The organism is Methylorubrum rhodesianum (assembly GCF_014199985.1).
Lineage (GTDB): Bacteria > Pseudomonadota > Alphaproteobacteria > Rhizobiales > Beijerinckiaceae > Methylobacterium > Methylobacterium rhodesianum.
Genome location: NZ_JACHOS010000002.1, coordinates 333657 through 351405, shown reverse-complemented (window position 1 = coordinate 351405; position 17749 = coordinate 333657). Strand labels below are relative to the sequence as shown.

14 protein-coding genes and 1 pseudogene are annotated in these 17749 nt (G+C 67.9%); 5 read left to right on the top strand and 10 right to left on the bottom strand.

The features are described from left to right. Positions 1 to 127 precede the first annotated feature (127 nt). The gene (locus HNR01_RS04070) at positions 128 to 1300 is read left to right on the top strand and encodes a M20 aminoacylase family protein (protein WP_183666778.1); all 1173 of its coding nucleotides are present in this window, start codon (positions 128 to 130) and stop codon (positions 1298 to 1300) included. Between the two features lie 247 nt (positions 1301 to 1547). Continuing rightward, positions 1548 to 1910, top strand: a pseudogene (locus HNR01_RS04065) (NAD(P)H-dependent oxidoreductase); the annotation flags it as partial. Between the two features lie 82 nt (positions 1911 to 1992). Here the strand turns inward: HNR01_RS04065 and HNR01_RS04060 are convergent. The 7 genes from HNR01_RS04060 to rimP form a co-directional block, all read right to left on the bottom strand. Next, positions 1993 to 3672 carry a methyl-accepting chemotaxis protein gene (locus HNR01_RS04060; RefSeq protein WP_183666776.1) on the bottom strand — a complete coding sequence of 560 codons (1680 nt, stop codon included), beginning with the start codon at positions 3670 to 3672 and terminating at the stop codon, positions 1993 to 1995. A 162-nt stretch (positions 3673 to 3834) separates the two neighbouring features. Beyond that, on the bottom strand, positions 3835 to 4860 hold the full coding sequence (truB, locus tag HNR01_RS04055; protein WP_183666775.1) for a tRNA pseudouridine(55) synthase TruB: 1026 nt from the start codon (positions 4858 to 4860) through the stop codon (positions 3835 to 3837). A gap of 120 nt (positions 4861 to 4980) precedes the next feature. Beyond that, entirely contained in the window at positions 4981 to 5421 is a 441-nt protein-coding gene (gene rbfA / locus HNR01_RS04050; RefSeq protein WP_017485969.1) for a 30S ribosome-binding factor RbfA, read from the bottom strand. A gap of 103 nt (positions 5422 to 5524) precedes the next feature. Further along, complete coding sequence (gene infB / locus HNR01_RS04045) at positions 5525 to 8506, bottom strand: translation initiation factor IF-2 (RefSeq protein WP_183666773.1); 2982 nt, start codon at positions 8504 to 8506, stop codon at positions 5525 to 5527. Positions 8507 to 8570: 64 nt separating this feature from the next. Continuing rightward, a complete protein-coding gene (locus tag HNR01_RS04040; RefSeq protein ID WP_183666905.1) occupies positions 8571 to 9302 on the bottom strand; it encodes an RNA-binding protein in 732 nt (243 codons plus the stop codon). A 29-nt stretch (positions 9303 to 9331) separates the two neighbouring features. Continuing rightward, a complete protein-coding gene (nusA, locus tag HNR01_RS04035) occupies positions 9332 to 10984 on the bottom strand; it encodes a transcription termination factor NusA (RefSeq protein WP_183666771.1) in 1653 nt (550 codons plus the stop codon). 111 nt (positions 10985 to 11095) lie between these two features. Beyond that, complete coding sequence (gene rimP, locus HNR01_RS04030; protein ID WP_183666769.1) at positions 11096 to 11851, bottom strand: ribosome maturation factor RimP; 756 nt, start codon at positions 11849 to 11851, stop codon at positions 11096 to 11098. 277 nt (positions 11852 to 12128) lie between these two features. Between rimP and HNR01_RS04025 the strand changes: the two genes are divergently transcribed. Continuing rightward, positions 12129 to 12782, top strand: a complete 654-nt coding sequence (locus HNR01_RS04025; protein ID WP_183666768.1) for a CatB-related O-acetyltransferase — start codon at positions 12129 to 12131, stop codon at positions 12780 to 12782. A 247-nt stretch (positions 12783 to 13029) separates the two neighbouring features. Here the strand turns inward: HNR01_RS04025 and HNR01_RS04020 are convergent, their stop codons facing one another. The 3 genes from HNR01_RS04020 to HNR01_RS04010 all read right to left on the bottom strand — a co-directional run bounded on the left by HNR01_RS04020 (position 13030) and on the right by HNR01_RS04010 (position 15976). Continuing rightward, positions 13030 to 13431, bottom strand: coding sequence for a hypothetical protein (locus HNR01_RS04020; RefSeq protein WP_183666766.1), 402 nt, complete (start codon positions 13429 to 13431; stop codon positions 13030 to 13032). Positions 13432 to 13724: 293 nt separating this feature from the next. After that, positions 13725 to 14495, bottom strand: a complete 771-nt coding sequence (locus HNR01_RS04015) for a hypothetical protein (RefSeq protein WP_183666764.1) — start codon at positions 14493 to 14495, stop codon at positions 13725 to 13727. Between the two features lie 446 nt (positions 14496 to 14941). Further along, a complete protein-coding gene (locus tag HNR01_RS04010; RefSeq protein WP_096485696.1) occupies positions 14942 to 15976 on the bottom strand; it encodes an aspartate-semialdehyde dehydrogenase in 1035 nt (344 codons plus the stop codon). Positions 15977 to 16345: 369 nt separating this feature from the next. Here HNR01_RS04010 and HNR01_RS04005 point away from each other — a divergent pair, with 369 nt between their 5' ends. Both HNR01_RS04005 and HNR01_RS04000 read left to right on the top strand, forming a co-directional pair. Next, positions 16346 to 17191, top strand: a complete 846-nt coding sequence (locus HNR01_RS04005) for a hypothetical protein (RefSeq protein ID WP_183666762.1) — start codon at positions 16346 to 16348, stop codon at positions 17189 to 17191. Positions 17192 to 17304: 113 nt separating this feature from the next. Next, the gene (locus tag HNR01_RS04000) at positions 17305 to 17718 is read left to right on the top strand and encodes a hypothetical protein (protein WP_017485979.1); all 414 of its coding nucleotides are present in this window, start codon (positions 17305 to 17307) and stop codon (positions 17716 to 17718) included. Positions 17719 to 17749 lie beyond the last annotated feature (31 nt).

The window sequence follows — 17749 nt, the reverse complement described above, 5'->3', positions numbered from 1 at the left end:
CGGCGCGATGGCGCTTCGGGCCGGAATGAAGGGAGAGACGGTCGCATTCCGGCGTTCGTCCTGAGGCTTGGCCGTTGACCCACGGTTGGCCTTCTGCTTGCTGGAACCCTCCGGAAAGGTTGGATCCATGCCCGTCATCGACCGCATCGCCGATCTCTCGGAAGAGATCACCGCTTGGCGGCACGATCTCCACGCCCATCCGGAGCTCCAATACGACGTTCATCGCACGGCGGATGTCGTGGCGGACAAGCTGCGCAGCTTCGGCTGCGACGAGGTCGTCACCGGCATCGGCCGCACCGGCGTCGTCGGGGTGATCCGCGGGCGAGCGCACGGCTCGAACCGGGCGATCGGCCTGCGTGCCGACATGGACGCCCTGCCGATCCACGAGGTCCGCGATCTTCCCTACCGTTCGACGGTGCCGGGCAAGATGCACGCCTGCGGCCATGACGGGCACACCGCCATGCTGCTCGGCGCCGCCAAGTACCTCGCCGAGACCCGGAATTTCGACGGGCGCGCGGTGCTGATCTTCCAGCCGGCGGAAGAGGGCGGCGGGGGTGGTGAGGCGATGGTGCAGGACGGGATGATGGAACGCTTCGGCGTGGAGGCGGTCTACGGACTGCACAACATTCCCGGCCAGCCGCTCGGCACCTTTGCCATCCGCCCCGGCCCGATCATGGCCTCGACCGACCGCTTCACGATCCTCATCGAGGGCAGGGGCGGGCACGCGGCGCTGCCGCAGGCCGCCGTCGATACGGTGCTGGTGGGCAGCCACATCGTCGTCGCCCTGCAATCGATCGTCGCCCGCAACATCGATCCGCTCGATTCCGCCGTCGTCTCCGTCTGCGCCGTGGAGGCGGGCGAGGCGTTCAACGTTCTGCCGCAGACGGCGGAACTGCGCGGCACCATGCGAGCTCTGACTCCGGCCGTGCGTGCTCTGATGCGCGATCGGCTCGCGGCTATTGCCGAGAACATCGCCACGGCCTTCGGCGCCCGAGCAAGCGTCGAACTCGCCAGCGGCTATCCCGCCACCGAGAACCATCCGGCCGAGACCGACTTCATGGCCGACATCGCTGCGCAGGTCGTCGGCGAAGAGCGGGTCGAGCGCAACGTCGCGCCGATGATGGCGGCCGAGGATTTCTCCTACATGCTCGCTCATCGGCCCGGCGCCTACATCTTCCTGGGCAACGGCCCATCCGCCGGCCTGCATCACCCGGAATACGACTTCAACGATGCCGCCATCCCCTACGGTGCCTCGCTCTGGGCGCGGATCATCGAGACGGGGTTGCCGGCACGGGACTGAGCGCATCGGGCGCATCGCAGCGGCGTCCGATCCTTAAGGAATGACGACCGCCGTTCGCGCGTCCGTAGAGCCGACGCTCACCTCCGGTCCAGGCCGGCCAGCATCGACAGGGACGCCGTCAGCAAATCGACCACCATCAGGACGCGCTTGATGCGCGTGCGACCGTGGACAACGAGCAGGGAGAGCGGCACGGGTTCAGGCGTGAAGTCGGGAAGGAGGACCGGCTCGATCGTCCCGGCCGCCAGCAGGGGGGAGTACGCTCGCCGGCAGGCGCGCGATGCTCATCGGGACAGCCGGAGGCCGGCCCTCGCATTACGGTCCGCGAGGGATCAACGGACCGATCGACGATCTCCTGTTCCCCATCCACCACGGGGTGCTGTTCTACCCGGGCTACGACGTGCTGCCGCCCTTCGTCGTGTATCGCGCCGACAGGATGGACGAAGCCGCCTTCGACACGACGGCCACCGCGCTCAGGCACCGAATGCGGTCCCTGTTCGAGACAGCTCCGATCCCGTTCCGGCGCCAGAACGGCGGAGATTATACCATCCCGGCGACGGAGCTGAACCCTCAGGTCGTCAGGCTGGATCTCACCGGCTTCGCAGCCCACATCGATGGGCAACGAGACGACGGCTGCAACCGGCCCACTCGATCGCGGGTCGGATGGACGGCTCCCGCTGCGGGCCGCCAGCCCTTCAGGCGGCGTGAACGCGCTCCAAGAACGTTCCGATCGCAGCCTGCAGAGCCGCGCTTCCCTCGCCGACCCGCTCGGCGCCGGAACGAACATCATTGGAGCGTGCCTCATTCGAGGCCGCAGCGGCTTGGACGCCCGCGATGCTCTCCGAAACCGTGCGGGCATCCGCCGCCGCACCCGCGATGGATCGCGCGATCTCGTGGCTGGCCTGACCCTGCTGTTCGGCGGCTGCGGCGACCTCGGCGGCGATGAGGCTGAGTTGCGCGATCGTCCGCCCAATCTCGCCGATGGCCCCGCTCGTGCCGCTCGCTGCCTGCTGGATCGCCGCGACCTGCCCCGCGATGCGATCGGTCGCCGCCGCGGTCTGGCCGGCCAGAGCCTTCACCTCGCCTGCCACCACGGCAAACCCTCGCCCGGACTCGCCGGCCCGAGCGGCTTCGATGGTCGCGTTCAGCGCAAGAAGGTTGGTCTGCTCGGCGACAGCGCGGATCAGCGTCACCACAGCGCCGACCTCGTCGGCTGCTCGGGACAGGGCGGTGACCGTGGCCTCGAGTCCGCTCGCATCGCTCAGCGCGGCCTCCGCGATGCGGCTCGCGTGACGAACCCGCTCGCCGATGCTGCAGGCCGAGCCCGACAGCTCCTCGGCGGCACCGGCGATGCTGTCCACCACGCCGGCGGATTGCTCGGATGCACCTGCCACCTCTCCCGTGCGCAGCGTGGTGTCGCCCGCCGTCTCCCGCAGCCGGTCGGCGGCGTCGCGCAAGGCCAGGGCGGAACCGGCAAGATCGGCCATCGAACGTCGGGTCTCATCCTCGAAGTCCCGTGTCGCGGCGGCAAGCCGCTCAGCGCGGGCGCCGTCCTGCGCCAGCCGCTCGCGGGCGGCATGGTCGAGCCCCCGCCTGTCGATCAGCGCCGCCCGAAACTGCGCGATGGCGTGGGCCATCTCGCCAACCTCGTCGCGGCGATTCGTGAAGGGAACGGCGGCGTCGAGCCGATCACCGGCGAGCGCCTGCATCGTGGCCTTCAACCGGTGTAACGGGCACTGAATCTGGGTGCGGATGATCCAGAACGCGGCGGCAAGAGCGAGGATCAGCGCCGCGGCCGGCGCTACGATCAGCGTGAGGAAGCCCGTGCGCTGGGCCTGCGCAACCGCCTCCCGCTGCCCATCGAGGCGCGCGAGCACGTCGCGGCCGAGCGCGCCGATCTCCGCCACCATGCGTTCGCGGTTCCTCACAGTCGCCTCGTCGCTGGCCTGGATCAGGGCGGCGCGAGGCGAGAGCGTGAGGCCGAGGTCTGCAGTCTCGGTCTGATAGGCGATGAACTCCTTCACCGCGAGATCGAGCCGGCGCCGCTTCTCCGCCGGCAGATGTCCTTCCATGGCGGAGAGGAACGGTCCGCGTAGGGCCTCGACATCGCCGAGTGCGGTCTGGAGTGCCGAGAAACGCTGCTTCGCCACCGCGGTATCGGACGCGGTGTAGACGGCGCTGGCCTGGACGACCGCGTGTTCGATCGCTCGCGCGAGACCCTGTGCCTGCAATCCGGCCTGCCAGAACGACTCCGTGAGCGTAGCCCGGCTCTGCTCCTGTGACGCCTGCCGCAGGGCGAAGGCGGATATGCCGGCTCCGACGAGACCGAGAAGTCCAACCACCGTGGCCAGCTTGAGGCCGAGGGACACGCGCATGAAAAAGCCCGCCGATCCGTAGAGTCGACGGGCTTCTAGGAAGAGGGCGCTTGATCTCGGGTTAAATGAAGCCGGCTATTCTTGATATTGCATGATGAACACGCTGATGTCATCGGGCGTGATCATGGATCGTTCGATCGAATGCGCCGGTTGAACGTGCTCTCAGTTTCTCTGCGGCGCCGTCCCACCGAGGTGGAACACGCGGTGCGGCACGAGTTCGCCGCGCTCGACGTCGCCGACCGCGACGAGCACGCCGCCGCAGGTCGCATAGGCCTTGCCACCGACCGGCGCGTCGTGCCCCCGCAAGATGACCGGCTGGCCGCGCATCAGACGAAGCCCCATGTCCCGGCTGACCGCGACCGACGGGATCTCCTCCAGGGCCGTCTCCACCGGGTGGAGATGCATCTCCGTGCTCTCTTCGAGGGCGGCGACGCTGCAGGCGGTCGCCTCCCCGAACGGACCGACGCGCGTGCGGCGCAGGGCTGAGACGTGGCCGTAGCAGCCGAGCACGCGTCCGAGGTCGCGGGCGAGCGCACGGACATAGGTGCCCTTGCCGCACTCGGCGGCGATGACCGTACGGTCGCCGTGATGCTCGATCACGGAGAGGTGGTCGATGCGCACGGCCCGGGCCACCAGCTCCACCACCTCACCGTCGCGGGCGAGATCGTAGGCGCGCTCGCCCTGGATTTTGATGGCGGAAAAACGGGGCGGAACCTGCTCGATCTCGCCGACGAACGCCGGCAACGCCGCCTCGATCGCCTCGCGGGTCGGCCGGTTCTCGGATGTCTCGACCGGGCGGCCTTCCGCGTCGTCCGTGTCGGTCTCGACGCCCCAGGTCACCTCGAAGCGGTAGGCCTTGCGGCCATCCATCACGAAGGGAACGGTCTTGGTCGCCTCGCCGAGCGCGATCGGCAGGATACCGGAAGCCAGCGGGTCGAGCGTGCCGGCATGGCCCGCCTTCTTGGCGTTGAACAGGCGCTTCACCACCGCCACGGCCTGGGTCGAGGTGATGCCGACGCCCTTGTCGAGCACCACCCAGCCGCTCACGTCATTCTTCTTCGGCCGGTCGTGCCGCGGCCGGCCACGCTGGGGACGGCGACCGCCCCGCGGCGGCCCGTCCCGGCGCATGTCGCCGCGCGGTGCCTGAGGCGCCTCGCTCGCGCGTTCGGAAGAAATCTCGTCCTGCATCCTGTCCTCGATCGACGGGTTTTTCTGAGGGACTCGTCCCGTCATGGGGTCTGACACGGGGCCGCTAGGCGGCCCGTCGGCGGTGAACAGGCGGCATGAAACGGGCCGCCCGGATCAACATCAATCGCGCGAGGGCGAATCCGGTTCGGCCTCGTCGTCCTCGCGGGGGGCGCTTTCCAGATCCCGCTGGACCTTCTCGCTCCGCAGGAGCTGGTCGATTCGGGCCGCCTCGTCGAACGTCTCGTCGCGGCGGAAGCGCAGCTCGGGGGCGTATTTCAGGTTCACCCGCCGCGCCACCTCCTGGCGGAGGATCTTCTTGTGCCGGTCGAGGGCGGCGATCACCGGCGCCTCGTCCTGACCGCCGAGCGGCATGATGTAGGCCGTGGCGAGCTTGAGGTCCGGCGACATCCGCACCTCGGGCACGGTGACGACGTGCGAGCCGAGCACCGGGTCCTGGATGTCGCCGCGCTGGAGCACCTCGGCGAGGGCGTGGCGTACGAGTTCGGCCACGCGCTGCTGGCGCTGCGAGGGACCGGCGGAGGAATTCTGCTTCTGGGCCATCGGCTGATCGACGTCGCTGAACCGTCAGGCTCGTGTCTGGAAACAAAGGGGGCCGCAGCTTTCGCCGCGGCCCCGCTTAGGAAGAGCGGTAGGGGAGGGCCGCTCAGAGCGTGCGCTTGATTTCCTCGACGTTGAAGCACTCGATGAAATCGCCGACGCGCATGTCCTGGTAGTTCTGGAACGACATGCCGCACTCGTAGCCGGCCGTGACTTCCTTGGCGTCGTCCTTGAGGCGCTTGAGCTGGGCCAGCTTGCCCTCGTGGATCACCACGTCGTTGCGCAGCAAGCGAACATGGGCACCGCGCTGGACCACACCCTCCATGACGCGGCAACCGGCGATCTTGCCGACCTTCGACACGTCGAAGATCTGCAGGATCTGCGCCTCACCGAGGCGCTCCTCGCGAAGTGTCGGCGGCAGCATGCCCGACAGCGTGGCTTTGATGTCGTCCACGAGGTCGTAGATGATGCTGTAGTAGCGGATCTCGGTGCCGTCGCGCTCGGCCGCGTTGCGCGCTTCCTTGTGGGCGCGCACGTTGAAGCCGATCACCACCGCCTTCGAGGCGTTGGCGAGCGTGATGTCCGACTCCGTGATGCCGCCCACGCCCGAGAGCAGGATGCGCACGCCGACCTCGTCGTTGCCGAGCGCGGTGAGCGCGCCGACGATCGCCTCGACCGAACCCTGCACGTCGCCCTTGATGACGATCGGCAGCTCCTTGCGGCCGGCGCCTTCCTTGGCCTCGCGCATCATGTCGACGAGCGACCGGTTGGCGCCGCCGGTGCGGGCGTTCAGGCGCTCGCGCTTGATCCGGGCGCGGTACTCGGTGACCTCGCGGGCGCGGGCCTCGTTCGGCACCACGATCACGCGGTCGCCGGCATCCGGCGTGCCGTTGAAGCCGAGCACCTCCACCGGCACCGACGGGCCGGCATAGGGGATGTGCTTGCCGGTGTCGTCGATGAGGGCGCGGATGCGGCCCCACTCGGCGCCGGCGACGATGATGTCGCCGGTGAACAGCGTGCCGCGCTGGACGAGAACCGTGGCGACGGGGCCGCGGCCGCGGTCGAGCTGAGCCTCGATCACGGTTCCCTCGCCGTCGCGCTTCTCGTTGGCGCGCAGGTTCATGATCTCGGCCTGGAGCTGCAGACCTTCGAGAAGCTCCGGCAGACCGTCGCCGGTCTTGGCGGACACCTCGAATTCGAGGGTCTCGCCGCCCATCGACTCGACCTGAATGTCGTGCTGCAGCAGCTCGGTGCGCACCCGCTGCGGGTTCGCGTCCGCCTTGTCGATCTTGTTGATGGCGATGATCATCGGGACGCCCGCCGCCTTGGCGTGCTGAATCGCCTCGACGGTCTGGGGCATCACGCCGTCATCGGCCGCCACCACGATCACGACAATGTCCGTCACCTTGGCGCCGCGGGCGCGCATGGAGGTGAAGGCCGCGTGGCCGGGGGTGTCGATGAAGGTGATGAGGTCGCCCGAGGGCGCCGCCACTTGGTAGGCGCCGATATGCTGGGTGATGCCGCCAGCCTCGCCCTCGACGACGTTCGCCGCACGGATCGCGTCGAGCAGCGAGGTCTTGCCGTGGTCGACGTGACCCATGATCGTCACGACCGGCGGACGCGGCTCCAGATCCTCCTCCAGATCCGGCTCGTCGGAGGTCAGACCCTCCTCGACGTCCGACTCGGCGACGCGGCGGACCGTGTGGCCGAGTTCCTCGGCGATGAGCTGGGCGGTGTCCGAGTCGATCACATCGGTGATCTTGTGGATCTGGCCCTGCTTCATCAGCAGGCGGATGACATCCACGGCTCGCTCCGACATGCGGTTGGCGAGTTCCTGGATCGTGATGGTTTCGGGAATAATCACGTCGCGGGCGATCTTCTCCTTGGCTTCCTCGTGCCGGTGGCCGCTCATCCGCTGCTGACGGCGGCGGAAAGAGGCCACGGAACGGGTGCGCTCATCCTCGCCGGCCGTAGCGTTGGCGATGGTGAGGCGGCCGCGGTTACGGTCGCCGCCCGGCGACTTCGGCGTCTTGGGCGGCGTGATGATCTTAAGCGGCATGCCGGGACGGCGGATCACGCGCTTGGTGTCCGACTCTTCCTCGGCGGCTGCCGCACCGGGACGGCCGGCAGGACGCGCCGCCGCACCCGCGCCCGCAGGCCGGGCGGCAGTGGTCTGGCTCGGCGCCTTTTCCGGCTCCGGCGCGGGCGCCGGGCGGGCCATGAAGTTGAGGTCGCGCGGCTTTTTCACGTCCGCAGTGATGGTACGACGCGGCTCGGCCGGGGGCTGCGGCGCCGGCGGACGGGCTGCCGTCGCTGCCGGGCGCGCTCCGGTCATGCCGGGACGCGCACCGGTGGCGGCCGGACGCTGCGGCGCGGCGCTCGGGCGAGCCGCCGGAGCAACTGCCGCCGGGCGGACCGGCGCAGGTGTCGGACGCGCTTCCGAGGCAGGCGCCGGCGCGGCGGCCGGCGCGGCTTCCGAAGCCTGAGCAGCCGGCGCGGCAGGCGCCTGAGCCGGCGCTTCGGGAGCGGCCGCGGCGGCGGCACGGGCCGCTTCTTCCTCGGCAGCGCGACGCCGTGAATCCTCGGCAGCCTTGCGGCGAAGTTCGTCCTCCTGGCGGCGACGCTCCTCCTCCTCGCGGCGACGCGCCTCGGCGGCCTCGCGTTCGCGGCGCTCGGCCTCCTCGCGGTCTCGGCGGGCCTTCGCCTCGGCTTCGGCACGGGCGCGGGCGTCAGCCTCGCGGCGCTGCGCGTCGGCCAGCGCGGCGGCGCGGGCGTCGCGCTCCTGCTCACTCAGGGTGCGCAGAACCACGCCGGAGGCGCTACGGCCCGTAGGACGTGCCGGCGCGGCGGGAGCGGGTGCAACGGAGGCAGGACGCGGCGGAGGCGCGGCGGCGGGCTCACGGGGCGCGACCGTTCCGGGGGCGGCGCCGATCGTGCGCCGCTTCACCGTCTCGACCACGACGGACTTCGACCGCCCGTGGGAGAAGCTCTGACGGACCGTTCCCTGCTCGACCGGGCGCTTCAGCGTCAACGGCTTCGAGGGAGCTCTAGTCTGCGTCTTGTCACCCGGATTGTTCGTATCGCTCATTCAGTCTGAACCCTGAGGGCTTCCATCGTCCCATCGGCCGGCGGCGGGCATGCCCGGCCGAGTGTCATTTCAGTTCGTCGTCGTGCGAATCGAAGGCGGTCGCGCCAGCAGAGAGCGGGGCGTCCTCCTCGGACGCCGACGCCATACCCTCGAAGGTGCGGAACCGACGCCAACGCGCGAGATAGCCGGTTGTGCCGGCTCCCGCGATGAGGGCAGCGTGTATCACATGATCCCGGCCCAATGCCATGTCCAATTCGGCGTTGGACAGGTCATCGACAACGGGAATAACCGATATGGCATCGCCGTAGCGGCGCCGCAAGGCGGCGGCGAGCTTGCGGCGCCCGTCCGGGGCGGCGTCGCTGGCATGAATCAGCGCCGCGATCCCTTCGGCGCCGAGGATGGCCGACTCGACCTTGCCGAAACCGGTCACCACGCAGCCCGCCTTGTTGGCCAGCGCCAGGGCCTGACGCAGATCGGTGCGCAGCCCCTCCGCAACCTGATCGGCGAGGTCAGGGGCAGCCTTCACGTCACCGGTCTTGAAGGCGCGGTGGAAGGCACGGCGCTTCACCGCCGCCTGGACCGTGGCACGGGTGGCGGTGATCCAGGCGCCGCGACCCGGAAGTCGGCTGCGCAGATCCGGCACCACTGCGCCATCCGGTCCCAGGACGAAGCGAATCATGGCCCCGGGCGACTGTGCGGTGCGGGTGACGATGCAGGTGCGCACGGGCTCCCGGCCGCGGCCGGGGCCGCGGTCGAGTTCCGGGCCGGCTTCCGCCGGCGCTGCCTGCGCCTCCATGTCCTGCACCGTCCCGTCCCGCTCCCGGCTCAGGCCTGCTGCGGCTCGGCCGCAGCGGTCTCGGTGACCTCGCTTTCGCTGGCCTCGCCCTCGGCCGCCTCACCCTCGGCGGCCTCGCCCTCCGGCTCGGGCAGGGCCTCGATCCAGCCGGCCTTCAGGCGTGCGGCCATGATGAGAGCCTCGGCCTCGGCCCGCGACAGCTCGAAGCCGTCGAGATAGCCGGCATGGCGCACGGCTTCGGGGCCACGGCCTTCGGTGTAGCCCACGAGGTCATCGGTGGCGCAGCCGGCGAGGTCCTCGACGGTCTTCACCTCGTTCTCGCCGAGCGCCACCATCATCGCTGTGGTGATGCCGTCGATCTCGCGCAACTCGTCATCGACGCCGAGTTCGCGGCGGCGGTCGTCCTGCTCCTGCTCGATGCGGGCGAGGTAGTCCTGGGCGCGGGCCTGGATCTCCGCGCCAGTCTCCTCGTCGAGACCCTGGATGTTCGAGAGTTCCGCAACGTCGACGTAGGCGATCTCCTCGACGTTGCGGAACCCTTCCGCGGCGAGAAGCTGGCCGACGGTCTCGTCGACGTCGAGCGCCTCCATGAACACCTGGGTGCGCTCGGCGAATTCTTTCTGGCGGCGCTCCGATTCCTCGGCCTCGGTCAGGATGTCGATGTCCCAGCCGGTGAGCTGCGAGGCCAAGCGAACGTTCTGGCCGCGGCGACCGATGGCGAGCGAGAGCTGGTCGTCGGGCACGACGACCTCGATGCGATCGGCCTCCTCGTCGAGGACCACCTTGACCACCTCGGCCGGCTGCAGCGCGTTGACGATGAAGGTCGCCTGATCCTGCGACCACGGGATGATGTCGATCTTCTCGCCCTGCAACTCGCCGACCACCGCCTGGACGCGGGAGCCGCGCATACCGACGCAGGCGCCGACCGGATCGATCGAGGAATCGCGCGAGATCACCGCGATCTTGGCGCGCGAGCCCGGGTCGCGGGCGACCGCCTTCACCTCGACGATGCCGTCATAGATCTCCGGCACTTCCTGGCCGAAGAGTTTTGCCATGAACTGCGGGTGCGAGCGCGAGAGGAAGATCTGCGGCCCGCGCACCTCGGAGCGTACGTCGAACAGGTAGGCGCGGATCCGGTCGCCGGGTCGGAAGGTCTCGCGCGGGATCATCTCGTCGCGCCGCACGATGCCCTCGCCGCGGCCGAGATCGACGATGACGTTGCCGTACTCGACGCGCTTGACCACGCCGTTGAGGATCTCGCCGATGCGGTCCTTGTACTCGTCGTACTGGCGGGCGCGCTCAGCGTCGCGCACCTTCTGCACGATGACCTGCTTGGCCGATTGCGCGGCGACGCGGCCGAAATCGAAGGGCGGCAGGGTGTCGGAGATCACGTCGCCGACGAGCGCGCCGGGATTGTAGCGGCGGGCCTGATCGAGGGTGATCTCGCGCGCGTCGTTCTCGACCTGATCGACCACGAGCAGGTGGCGGGACAGGCGCAGCGCGCCGCTCTTCGGGTCGATCTCGGCGTGAACGTCCGTCTCGGCGCCGTATCGGGAGCGGGCGGCCTTAGCGATCGCCTCCTCCATCGCCTCGATGACGATCTGGCGGTCGATCACCTTCTCGCGGGCCACCGCGTCGGCAATCTGCAGGAGTTCGAGCCGGTTGGCGCTGACGACGGCCATGGGTCTGGTCCTTCTCTCGGTCGTGTCTTCCGCTGCGGGAGCGGGCTTTCTCTTGAGGACGTCTGGACCGCGACGATGCCGGGCGCGGCCGGCCGAAGCGGTGCCGCGGGATCAGTGGAGCGTGTCGCGGTTCTTGAGGCGGGCGGCCTTGGTGACGATGCCGCCGCCGGGCTTGGGCTTCTTCGCCTTGACCGGCTTGTCGGACTTCCGGTCCGCTTTCGGCTTCGGCCGCTTCGGCTGCGGGATGAAGCGGATTTGCGGCGCCTCGTCCTCGGCCGCCTCGCCCTCTTCCTCATCGACCTCGTCGCCGTCCTGCGGCGGGGCGGAGCCGCGGCGCAGCGATTCGCGAATCAGATCGTCGGTGAGGACGAGATGCGCCTCGCCGAGGTCGCGCAGCGGCAGGTCGATGCGGCTCGGCAGGCCGGGCTTCACGTCGGGCAGATCGATCGGCACCGTGGCGCCGTCCGCGCTCGGTACGCCGAGGATGCCGCGGAAGCGCTTGCGCCCGTCCATCGGCACGGCAAGCTCGACCTTGGCCTCGTAGCCGGCCCAGCGCTCGAAATCGGAGACGCGCACCAGCGGGCGGTCGATGCCGGGCGAGGAGATCTCGAGATAGTAGGCGCCGCCGACCGGATCCTCCAGGTCGAGGATCGGCGAGATCGCCCGGCTCACGGTCTCGCACTCGTCGACGCCCATCGTGCCGTCGGGCCGCTCGGCCATGATCTGCACGGTGCAGCCGTTGGTGTTCGAAATCTTTACCCGCACCAGCCGGAAGCCGAGGCCCTCGATCGGTCCCTCGACGATCTGGGCAACGCGCGCGGCGACGCCGGTCTCGCTGACAAGACGTTTCTCGGTGGGCTCCGCCATGCTGTGGTTTTCCGGCAAGTCTCGATCGGGGTTTGAGCTTGGCAATTCGGGTGCAGGAGGTGCTTGCGGAAATAAAAAAGAGCGGACCCCGGGGGGCCCACTCCCGCAAGCAGCCTATCGACTGCACCAGAAATGTTGAGCCGTGACTTAACCCCGGCGGGACACGAATTCAAGCGCTTCGACGCGCGATCTCCGGCCTCCGGTGTCTCGATCCGGCCATCTCCGGCTGTCAACACCGCCTCGTCCACGCGCGAAGGCCGCGAAAGGGGAGGGGAGCATGCCGGCCACCATGATCGGACCGGATCTGGATGCTTTGCATCCGATGCCCGGGCACGAGCGCGTCACCTTCATCCGCAATCTCGACCTGCCGGAGAATGTCGAAGTGGGCGCCTACAGCTACTACGACGATCCGGCCGGGCCGCAGGCCTTTCTCGACGCGATCCTTTATCATTTCCCCTTCATCGGCGACCGGCTGGTGATCGGGAAGTTCTGCGCCCTCGCGGCTGGCACGCGCTTCCTGATGAACGGCGGCAACCACCGCCTCGACGGGCTCTCGACCTATCCCTTCTCGATCTTCGGCGGCGATTGGATCGGCCGCTTCGAGGGCGAGCTGAACTTCCCGAATCGTGGCGACACGCGCATCGGCAACGATGTCTGGCTCGGCTACCGGAGCACCGTGATGCCGGGTGTCTCCATTGGCGACGGGGCGGTGGTCGCGGCGCATGCGGTCGTGGCGGCCGATGTCCCGCCCTACGCGATCGTGGCCGGCAACCCCGCGAAGGTTGTCCGCCGCCGCTTCTCGGACGAGGTCGCCGCGCGGCTGCAAGCGGTGGCATGGTGGGATTGGCCGATCGAGCGGATCACCGCTGACCTGCCCCTGATCAGCGGCGGCGACATCGCCGCGCTGGAGATGGCCGCGCGGGAGGGCTGATCAGGGGTGCCGTAGGGGATCAGGGGCGCCGCCAACTTCACCGGCCCATGCTCGGTGGCCAACACGGCTGCGATTCAGAGCCCGAGCAGCGCGAGGAGTACACTCTCCCTCGCGGTCGCGGACCGAGTGGATTTCAGGCGAGTTCGGTTCAAGTAAGGACATCCGGCCCGAGGGAGCGCTCTTCCTGTCGGCCGATTGTTTCCGAATTATGTGGGAAATTTTCACACGCGGCGTACGGCGAGGCTGTTCAGGCTGTCTCTTCGAGCGGGAAGGGGGACGGCATCCAAAACGCCTCGGCCTCGGTCCCGGCGACGTTCTCACGCTCCCATCGGTGCAGGATCGCGGCGAGTGCCGCGCGGTCGTCATCCATCAACGGCTCGCCCAGAGACTGGATGCGCAGCGCCCACGTCCGCCAAAACTCATCATGATGGGAGGCGTGCAATGCAGGCGATGCCTCGACCTGTTGCCACCAGCATCGCGCAAGATTTAAATTCCCCAACGCGATATCGTAGACTAAATTCTCGAAAAAGTCCTTTCCCCATGTATAGTCCATATGTGCTTCAGTAAACGATCGGCCGGCCTGCAGCGTGTCGAGCGTGCGCAAGAGGCGTAACGTCTTCTCGATTCCGCAAAGCAGATCCTCGGGCATTGTGGGGTCATCCCAGCACCAAGCTTTGGCGGCTTCCGAGGGCTCGAAAGGTCGGCGGATGAAGTCCCAGCAGAAACCGGCGTGAGCTGTTGCTCTCACGTCGGGTTGGAAGAGGGGGGTCAATGTCCAATGCAGATCGAAGTGAAGCGCCGACCGGGTCGGGTAGATCCAGATATCCCGCGTGACATGCGTCACCGGCGTTAGCCACAGCATATGGCTTGTGGCGAGTGTAAGATCTGCATGACGCTCAAGAAGAGGGCGAACGACTTGTCGGACCTGTCGAGCAGTGGTCATCAGCGCGGTTTCACCTGTGTCACGATAATTCGTACGGTGCCAGGGAAATGCTTGCTCGCCATGGCCGCAAGGATGCCAGCGCGCTTCAAGGTGAGCTTCGCATTGCCCGTTTTGTAATCGTAGATGCATGTCGTCCCAGGAACGCTACTCTCAAGCAGATCCAATCGAACGGATCCAGGGGGTCCATACTTCGCAAGCTTCTGCTTCGCATCGAATGATATTTCAGATTTGAAATTGGGATCGTTCATGCCTTCAACGATCTGATGGATTTCGAAATGAACTCTGTTCGCGAATTCTTGAGCGGTACGATATAGGCCGCTGGCGCGAACGCGGCGCGTCACTTTATTCGTGATTTTCTCGACTTGACCATTTCGCTTGCACGCCGCGTCGAGCATCGTTTGAGAGATGGGGCCGACCCAGATCGCCGGGTTCGTACCGCCTTGAGGGTTCGGAACGAACTCCTGCGCCGAGAGACCGAGCACGGTCCGGCTGTATGGATCATTCCGTAGCGCATAATAGGTGTAGAGTCCGAGTGCGAATTCGACGATGGCTGCTCCGACGCGAACCGCCGGTGGAGCGAATGCGGGCTGAGCAAATGCCTCGGGCTCCACACCTGTTGCCGTGAAGGTACTGCGGCCTAGCACAGCCCCGGTCTCGCCGTCGCGGATCGTCTGCGTCAAGCCCGAGGTTTCGAAGACCCGGCTCTGACCGTCCGGCGCCGTGACGATATCCTGCCGGTCGTAATCGCGACGACCGGCCCGGATTCGCATCGAGAGGACACGCGTCCCATCGTCCAAAACCGTCTGCTCACGGTGGGCGACGCGCTGTCGGATCCATTGGATTGCCCGACGATGCCCTGACCGCCGCCCGACGGGATCCACTGCCCGCCATCCGACTGACCAGCGGGCGCCCGCGGCTGATCGACCGAGAATTTGCGCCGTAGGATCCGTTCGAGCCGGACCGCTTCAAGATCGAGCGCTGCCCCTGCCAGGAGACCTCGAATGGCCGTGACCTCGGTGCGACCGTTCCCGCGCTGGTTCATGCCTCGATCCTCCTGTCCATCGAACAGGAAAATATGCATACTATAACTTAGATCATGTTACAAGATTTTTATCCTATAAGGGGTCCGGCGACCTCCGCCTCACCGGCACAGCCCAAACGAAAACGCCGCCCTGCGGGGCGGCGCTTCGCGACGTTATCGACGTTTGGCTGAGGGTCAGGCCGCCTGCTTGGCCTTGTTGAGGAGCTTACGGTTCACCAGAACCTCCGCGATCTGCACCGCGTTGAGCGCAGCGCCCTTGCGCAGGTTGTCCGAGACGCACCAGAAGTTCAGGCCGTTCTCGACTGTGGCGTCCTCGCGGATGCGGGAGATGTAGGTGGCATCCTCGCCCGCCGCCTCGTGCGGGGTCATGTAGCCGCCGTTCTCGCGCTTATCGATCACCAGCACGCCGGGGGCCGAGCGCAGGATCTCGGTCGCCTGCTCCGGCGTGATCGGACGCTCGAACTCGACGTTCACCGCCTCGGCATGGCCGATGAAGACCGGCACGCGCACCGCGGTCGCCGTGAGCTTGATCTTGGGATCGAGCATCTTCTTGGTCTCGGCGACCATCTTCCACTCTTCCTTCGTGTAGCCGTCCTCCATGAACACATCGATGTGCGGGATGACGTTGAAGGCGATGCGCTTGGTGAACTTCTTCGTCACCACCTCGCCGGCGGTGAAGACGGCGCGGGTCTGGCTGAACAGCTCGTCCATGGCGTCCTTGCCGGCGCCGGAGACGGATTGGTAGGTCGAGACCACGACGCGCTTGATGGTCGCCGCCTCGTGAAGCGGCTTGAGTGCGACGACGAGCTGTGCGGTCGAGCAGTTCGGATTGGCGATGATGTTGCGCTTGGTGAAGCCGACCACGGCGTCGGCGTTCACTTCCGGCACGATCAGCGGCACGTCGGCGTCGTAGCGGAACGCGGAAGAGTTATCGATCACCACGCAGCCCTGCTGGCCGATGCGCGGGCTCCACTCCTTGGACGCGTCGCCGCCCGCCGACATCAGGCAGATGTCGGTGTCGGAGAAGTCGTAGGTGTCGAGCGCTTTGACCTTCAGAATCTTGTCGCCGAAGGAGACTTCCTGGCCCAGGCTGCGGCTGGAGGCCAGCGCCACGACCTCATCGGCCGGGAAGGCGCGCTCGGCCAGAATGTCGAGCATCTCGCGGCCCACATTGCCCGTGGCTCCAACGACGGCGACCTTGTAACCCATCTCACCAAACTCCGCTGCGCGGGCGGGATGATACCGGCCCGCCTCCTCCCGTGGCCGGCGGACGCACCGCTCGGGCCCAACGTTCGGGAAGATTCCATAGGCTGACGCGCCCGCCGCGATTCGGTATCGAGGTGGGTCCATCAGGCGCCGGGAGCAAGATGCCCGCCGCGCCGGCCTGTCAAGTGGCAGAGGCGGGGCACGGCCGTGCCGATGTCACCGCGGCGCCTGCTCGCTGGCGGCGGATTCACCATACGGCGAGAATTGCGAGGATGGGCTGCGCCCCCGCAACCGGCTGGTGGTTGGCGGCAGGGCAGAGATCGAGGACGGCGAGGGCTCATCGGGCCCCGCGGACCCGATGAAGGCCTGCGCATGCTTCCTCTTGCGGACGACGCCCCCGACCGATTCGACGATCTCCAAGCCACCCCGTCCCACCGCGCCCGAGGCCGGACCGGTCTCGTCGCCAAGCTCGTCCTCAGTGCGGCCTTGATCGCAGGACTTTCCCTGATCGCCCGCGATCGGGCTGCCGCGCCCGAACCGCAGCGGGCCTGGAGCGAGCCGCCTCGGGCCGCCGAGGGTGCGCGGCGGGCGATCGCCGCGACGGAGCCGCTCCTGTCGCTGCGCGACGATGCGGCCGAACTCGCGCCGCAGATCGAGCCGACGCGCTGGAACTCCGGCAACGGGCAGCGCGAGGACAGTGTGATCCAGGGCGCGTTCGACCGTATCGAGGCCCCCTATCTCCTCGTCACCGCGACCGATGCCGGCGGCCAGAGCGAGTCCGGTTCGAGCCTGTTCGTCACATTAGTGCGGCGCGCGGCGGACGGGCGCGGACTTTCCGTGCTCCGCACCGGCGAGCGCGGAGTCGTGGCAACCCGCCTCGGCGGCTTCGAGACCGTCGAGGCGACGCTCTCGGCTGCGGGGAGGCGGAACTGCATCGGCTTTCGCAGCCTCGACCTCAAGGCCGTTGCCATTGACGGTTGGCTGTGCGGAATTCTCGGTCAGGCACCGGAACCACGCGCCGTCGCCTGCGCTCTCGACCGGATCACTCTGGCCGGTCGCGTGACGGCGACGCTCGGCACCGACCCCCTCGCTAGAGAGAGCGCCTGCCGGACGGAGCAAGCCGCCGCGTCGGGGCCGGGCGACAGCACCGGTTCGATCGCCGTGGCGGCCGCCACGGAGCCGCCCCCAAAAAATGCGGCGAAAACGCGGCGAAAATGATGAAGCGCGGCCATATTTCGGGAACAACGGCCACGCCAGAACGTCTACTCTGCAACAAGCGGGATTCTTAACGAACGGCCCGTACAGTCGCCTCTCACACGACAAGGTACGCCATGCGCTTTTCCAAGCTCGCCCTGCTGGGCGCCATGACCCTCACCGCGATCGGCTTCGGAACGAGTGCGGAGGCGCAGGGCCCCTACGGCAATCCCGGCTACGTGCGCGTGAGCCAGCCGCTGCCGATCCGCATCCGTCCGCGTTCCTGGCTCGATGCCGGCAACGTGGTCGAGCCCGGCAACGGCTCCGTTTCGAACCCGGCCACCAACCCGGCCTTCATCGCCGCGTCGAACGCGCTGCTGCCGCCCTACGGCCCCACCGACCGCTACGGTCGCGGTGTGCTGCCCGATCCAATCACCAACGGACCGTTCATCGGCGCGCGCTCGACGGCGATCCGCAACGTGGACTTCTCGGCCGTCGATGCGATCGACCCGACCTCCTACGTCGCGCGCTACGGCAACCCGTACCGGTAAGATCATCTCGCCAGCTCAGGCGATGGAAGCG

What these genes read in the sequence shown, in the direction of transcription:
- rimP (WP_183666769.1), bottom strand. Translation starts at nt 11,851, where the DNA reads ATGGCGGAGCCCACCGAGAAACGTCTTGTCAGCGAGACCGGCGTCGCC.
- rbfA (WP_017485969.1), bottom strand. Translation starts at nt 5,421, where the DNA reads ATGGCCCAGAAGCAGAATTCCTCCGCCGGTCCCTCGCAGCGCCAGCAG.
- HNR01_RS04070 (WP_183666778.1), top strand. Translation starts at nt 128, where the DNA reads ATGCCCGTCATCGACCGCATCGCCGATCTCTCGGAAGAGATCACCGCT.
- HNR01_RS04060 (WP_183666776.1), bottom strand. Translation starts at nt 3,672, where the DNA reads ATGCGCGTGTCCCTCGGCCTCAAGCTGGCCACGGTGGTTGGACTTCTC.
- HNR01_RS04005 (WP_183666762.1), top strand. Translation starts at nt 16,346, where the DNA reads ATGCTTCCTCTTGCGGACGACGCCCCCGACCGATTCGACGATCTCCAA.
- HNR01_RS04010 (WP_096485696.1), bottom strand. Translation starts at nt 15,976, where the DNA reads ATGGGTTACAAGGTCGCCGTCGTTGGAGCCACGGGCAATGTGGGCCGC.
- nusA (WP_183666771.1), bottom strand. Translation starts at nt 10,984, where the DNA reads ATGGCCGTCGTCAGCGCCAACCGGCTCGAACTCCTGCAGATTGCCGAC.
- HNR01_RS04015 (WP_183666764.1), bottom strand. Translation starts at nt 14,495, where the DNA reads ATGCGAATCCGGGCCGGTCGTCGCGATTACGACCGGCAGGATATCGTC.
- HNR01_RS04025 (WP_183666768.1), top strand. Translation starts at nt 12,129, where the DNA reads ATGCCGGCCACCATGATCGGACCGGATCTGGATGCTTTGCATCCGATG.
- HNR01_RS04040 (WP_183666905.1), bottom strand. Translation starts at nt 9,302, where the DNA reads ATGGAGGCGCAGGCAGCGCCGGCGGAAGCCGGCCCGGAACTCGACCGC.
- HNR01_RS04000 (WP_017485979.1), top strand. Translation starts at nt 17,305, where the DNA reads ATGCGCTTTTCCAAGCTCGCCCTGCTGGGCGCCATGACCCTCACCGCG.
- truB (WP_183666775.1), bottom strand. Translation starts at nt 4,860, where the DNA reads ATGCAGGACGAGATTTCTTCCGAACGCGCGAGCGAGGCGCCTCAGGCA.
- infB (WP_183666773.1), bottom strand. Translation starts at nt 8,506, where the DNA reads ATGAGCGATACGAACAATCCGGGTGACAAGACGCAGACTAGAGCTCCC.
- HNR01_RS04020 (WP_183666766.1), bottom strand. Translation starts at nt 13,431, where the DNA reads ATGCCCGAGGATCTGCTTTGCGGAATCGAGAAGACGTTACGCCTCTTG.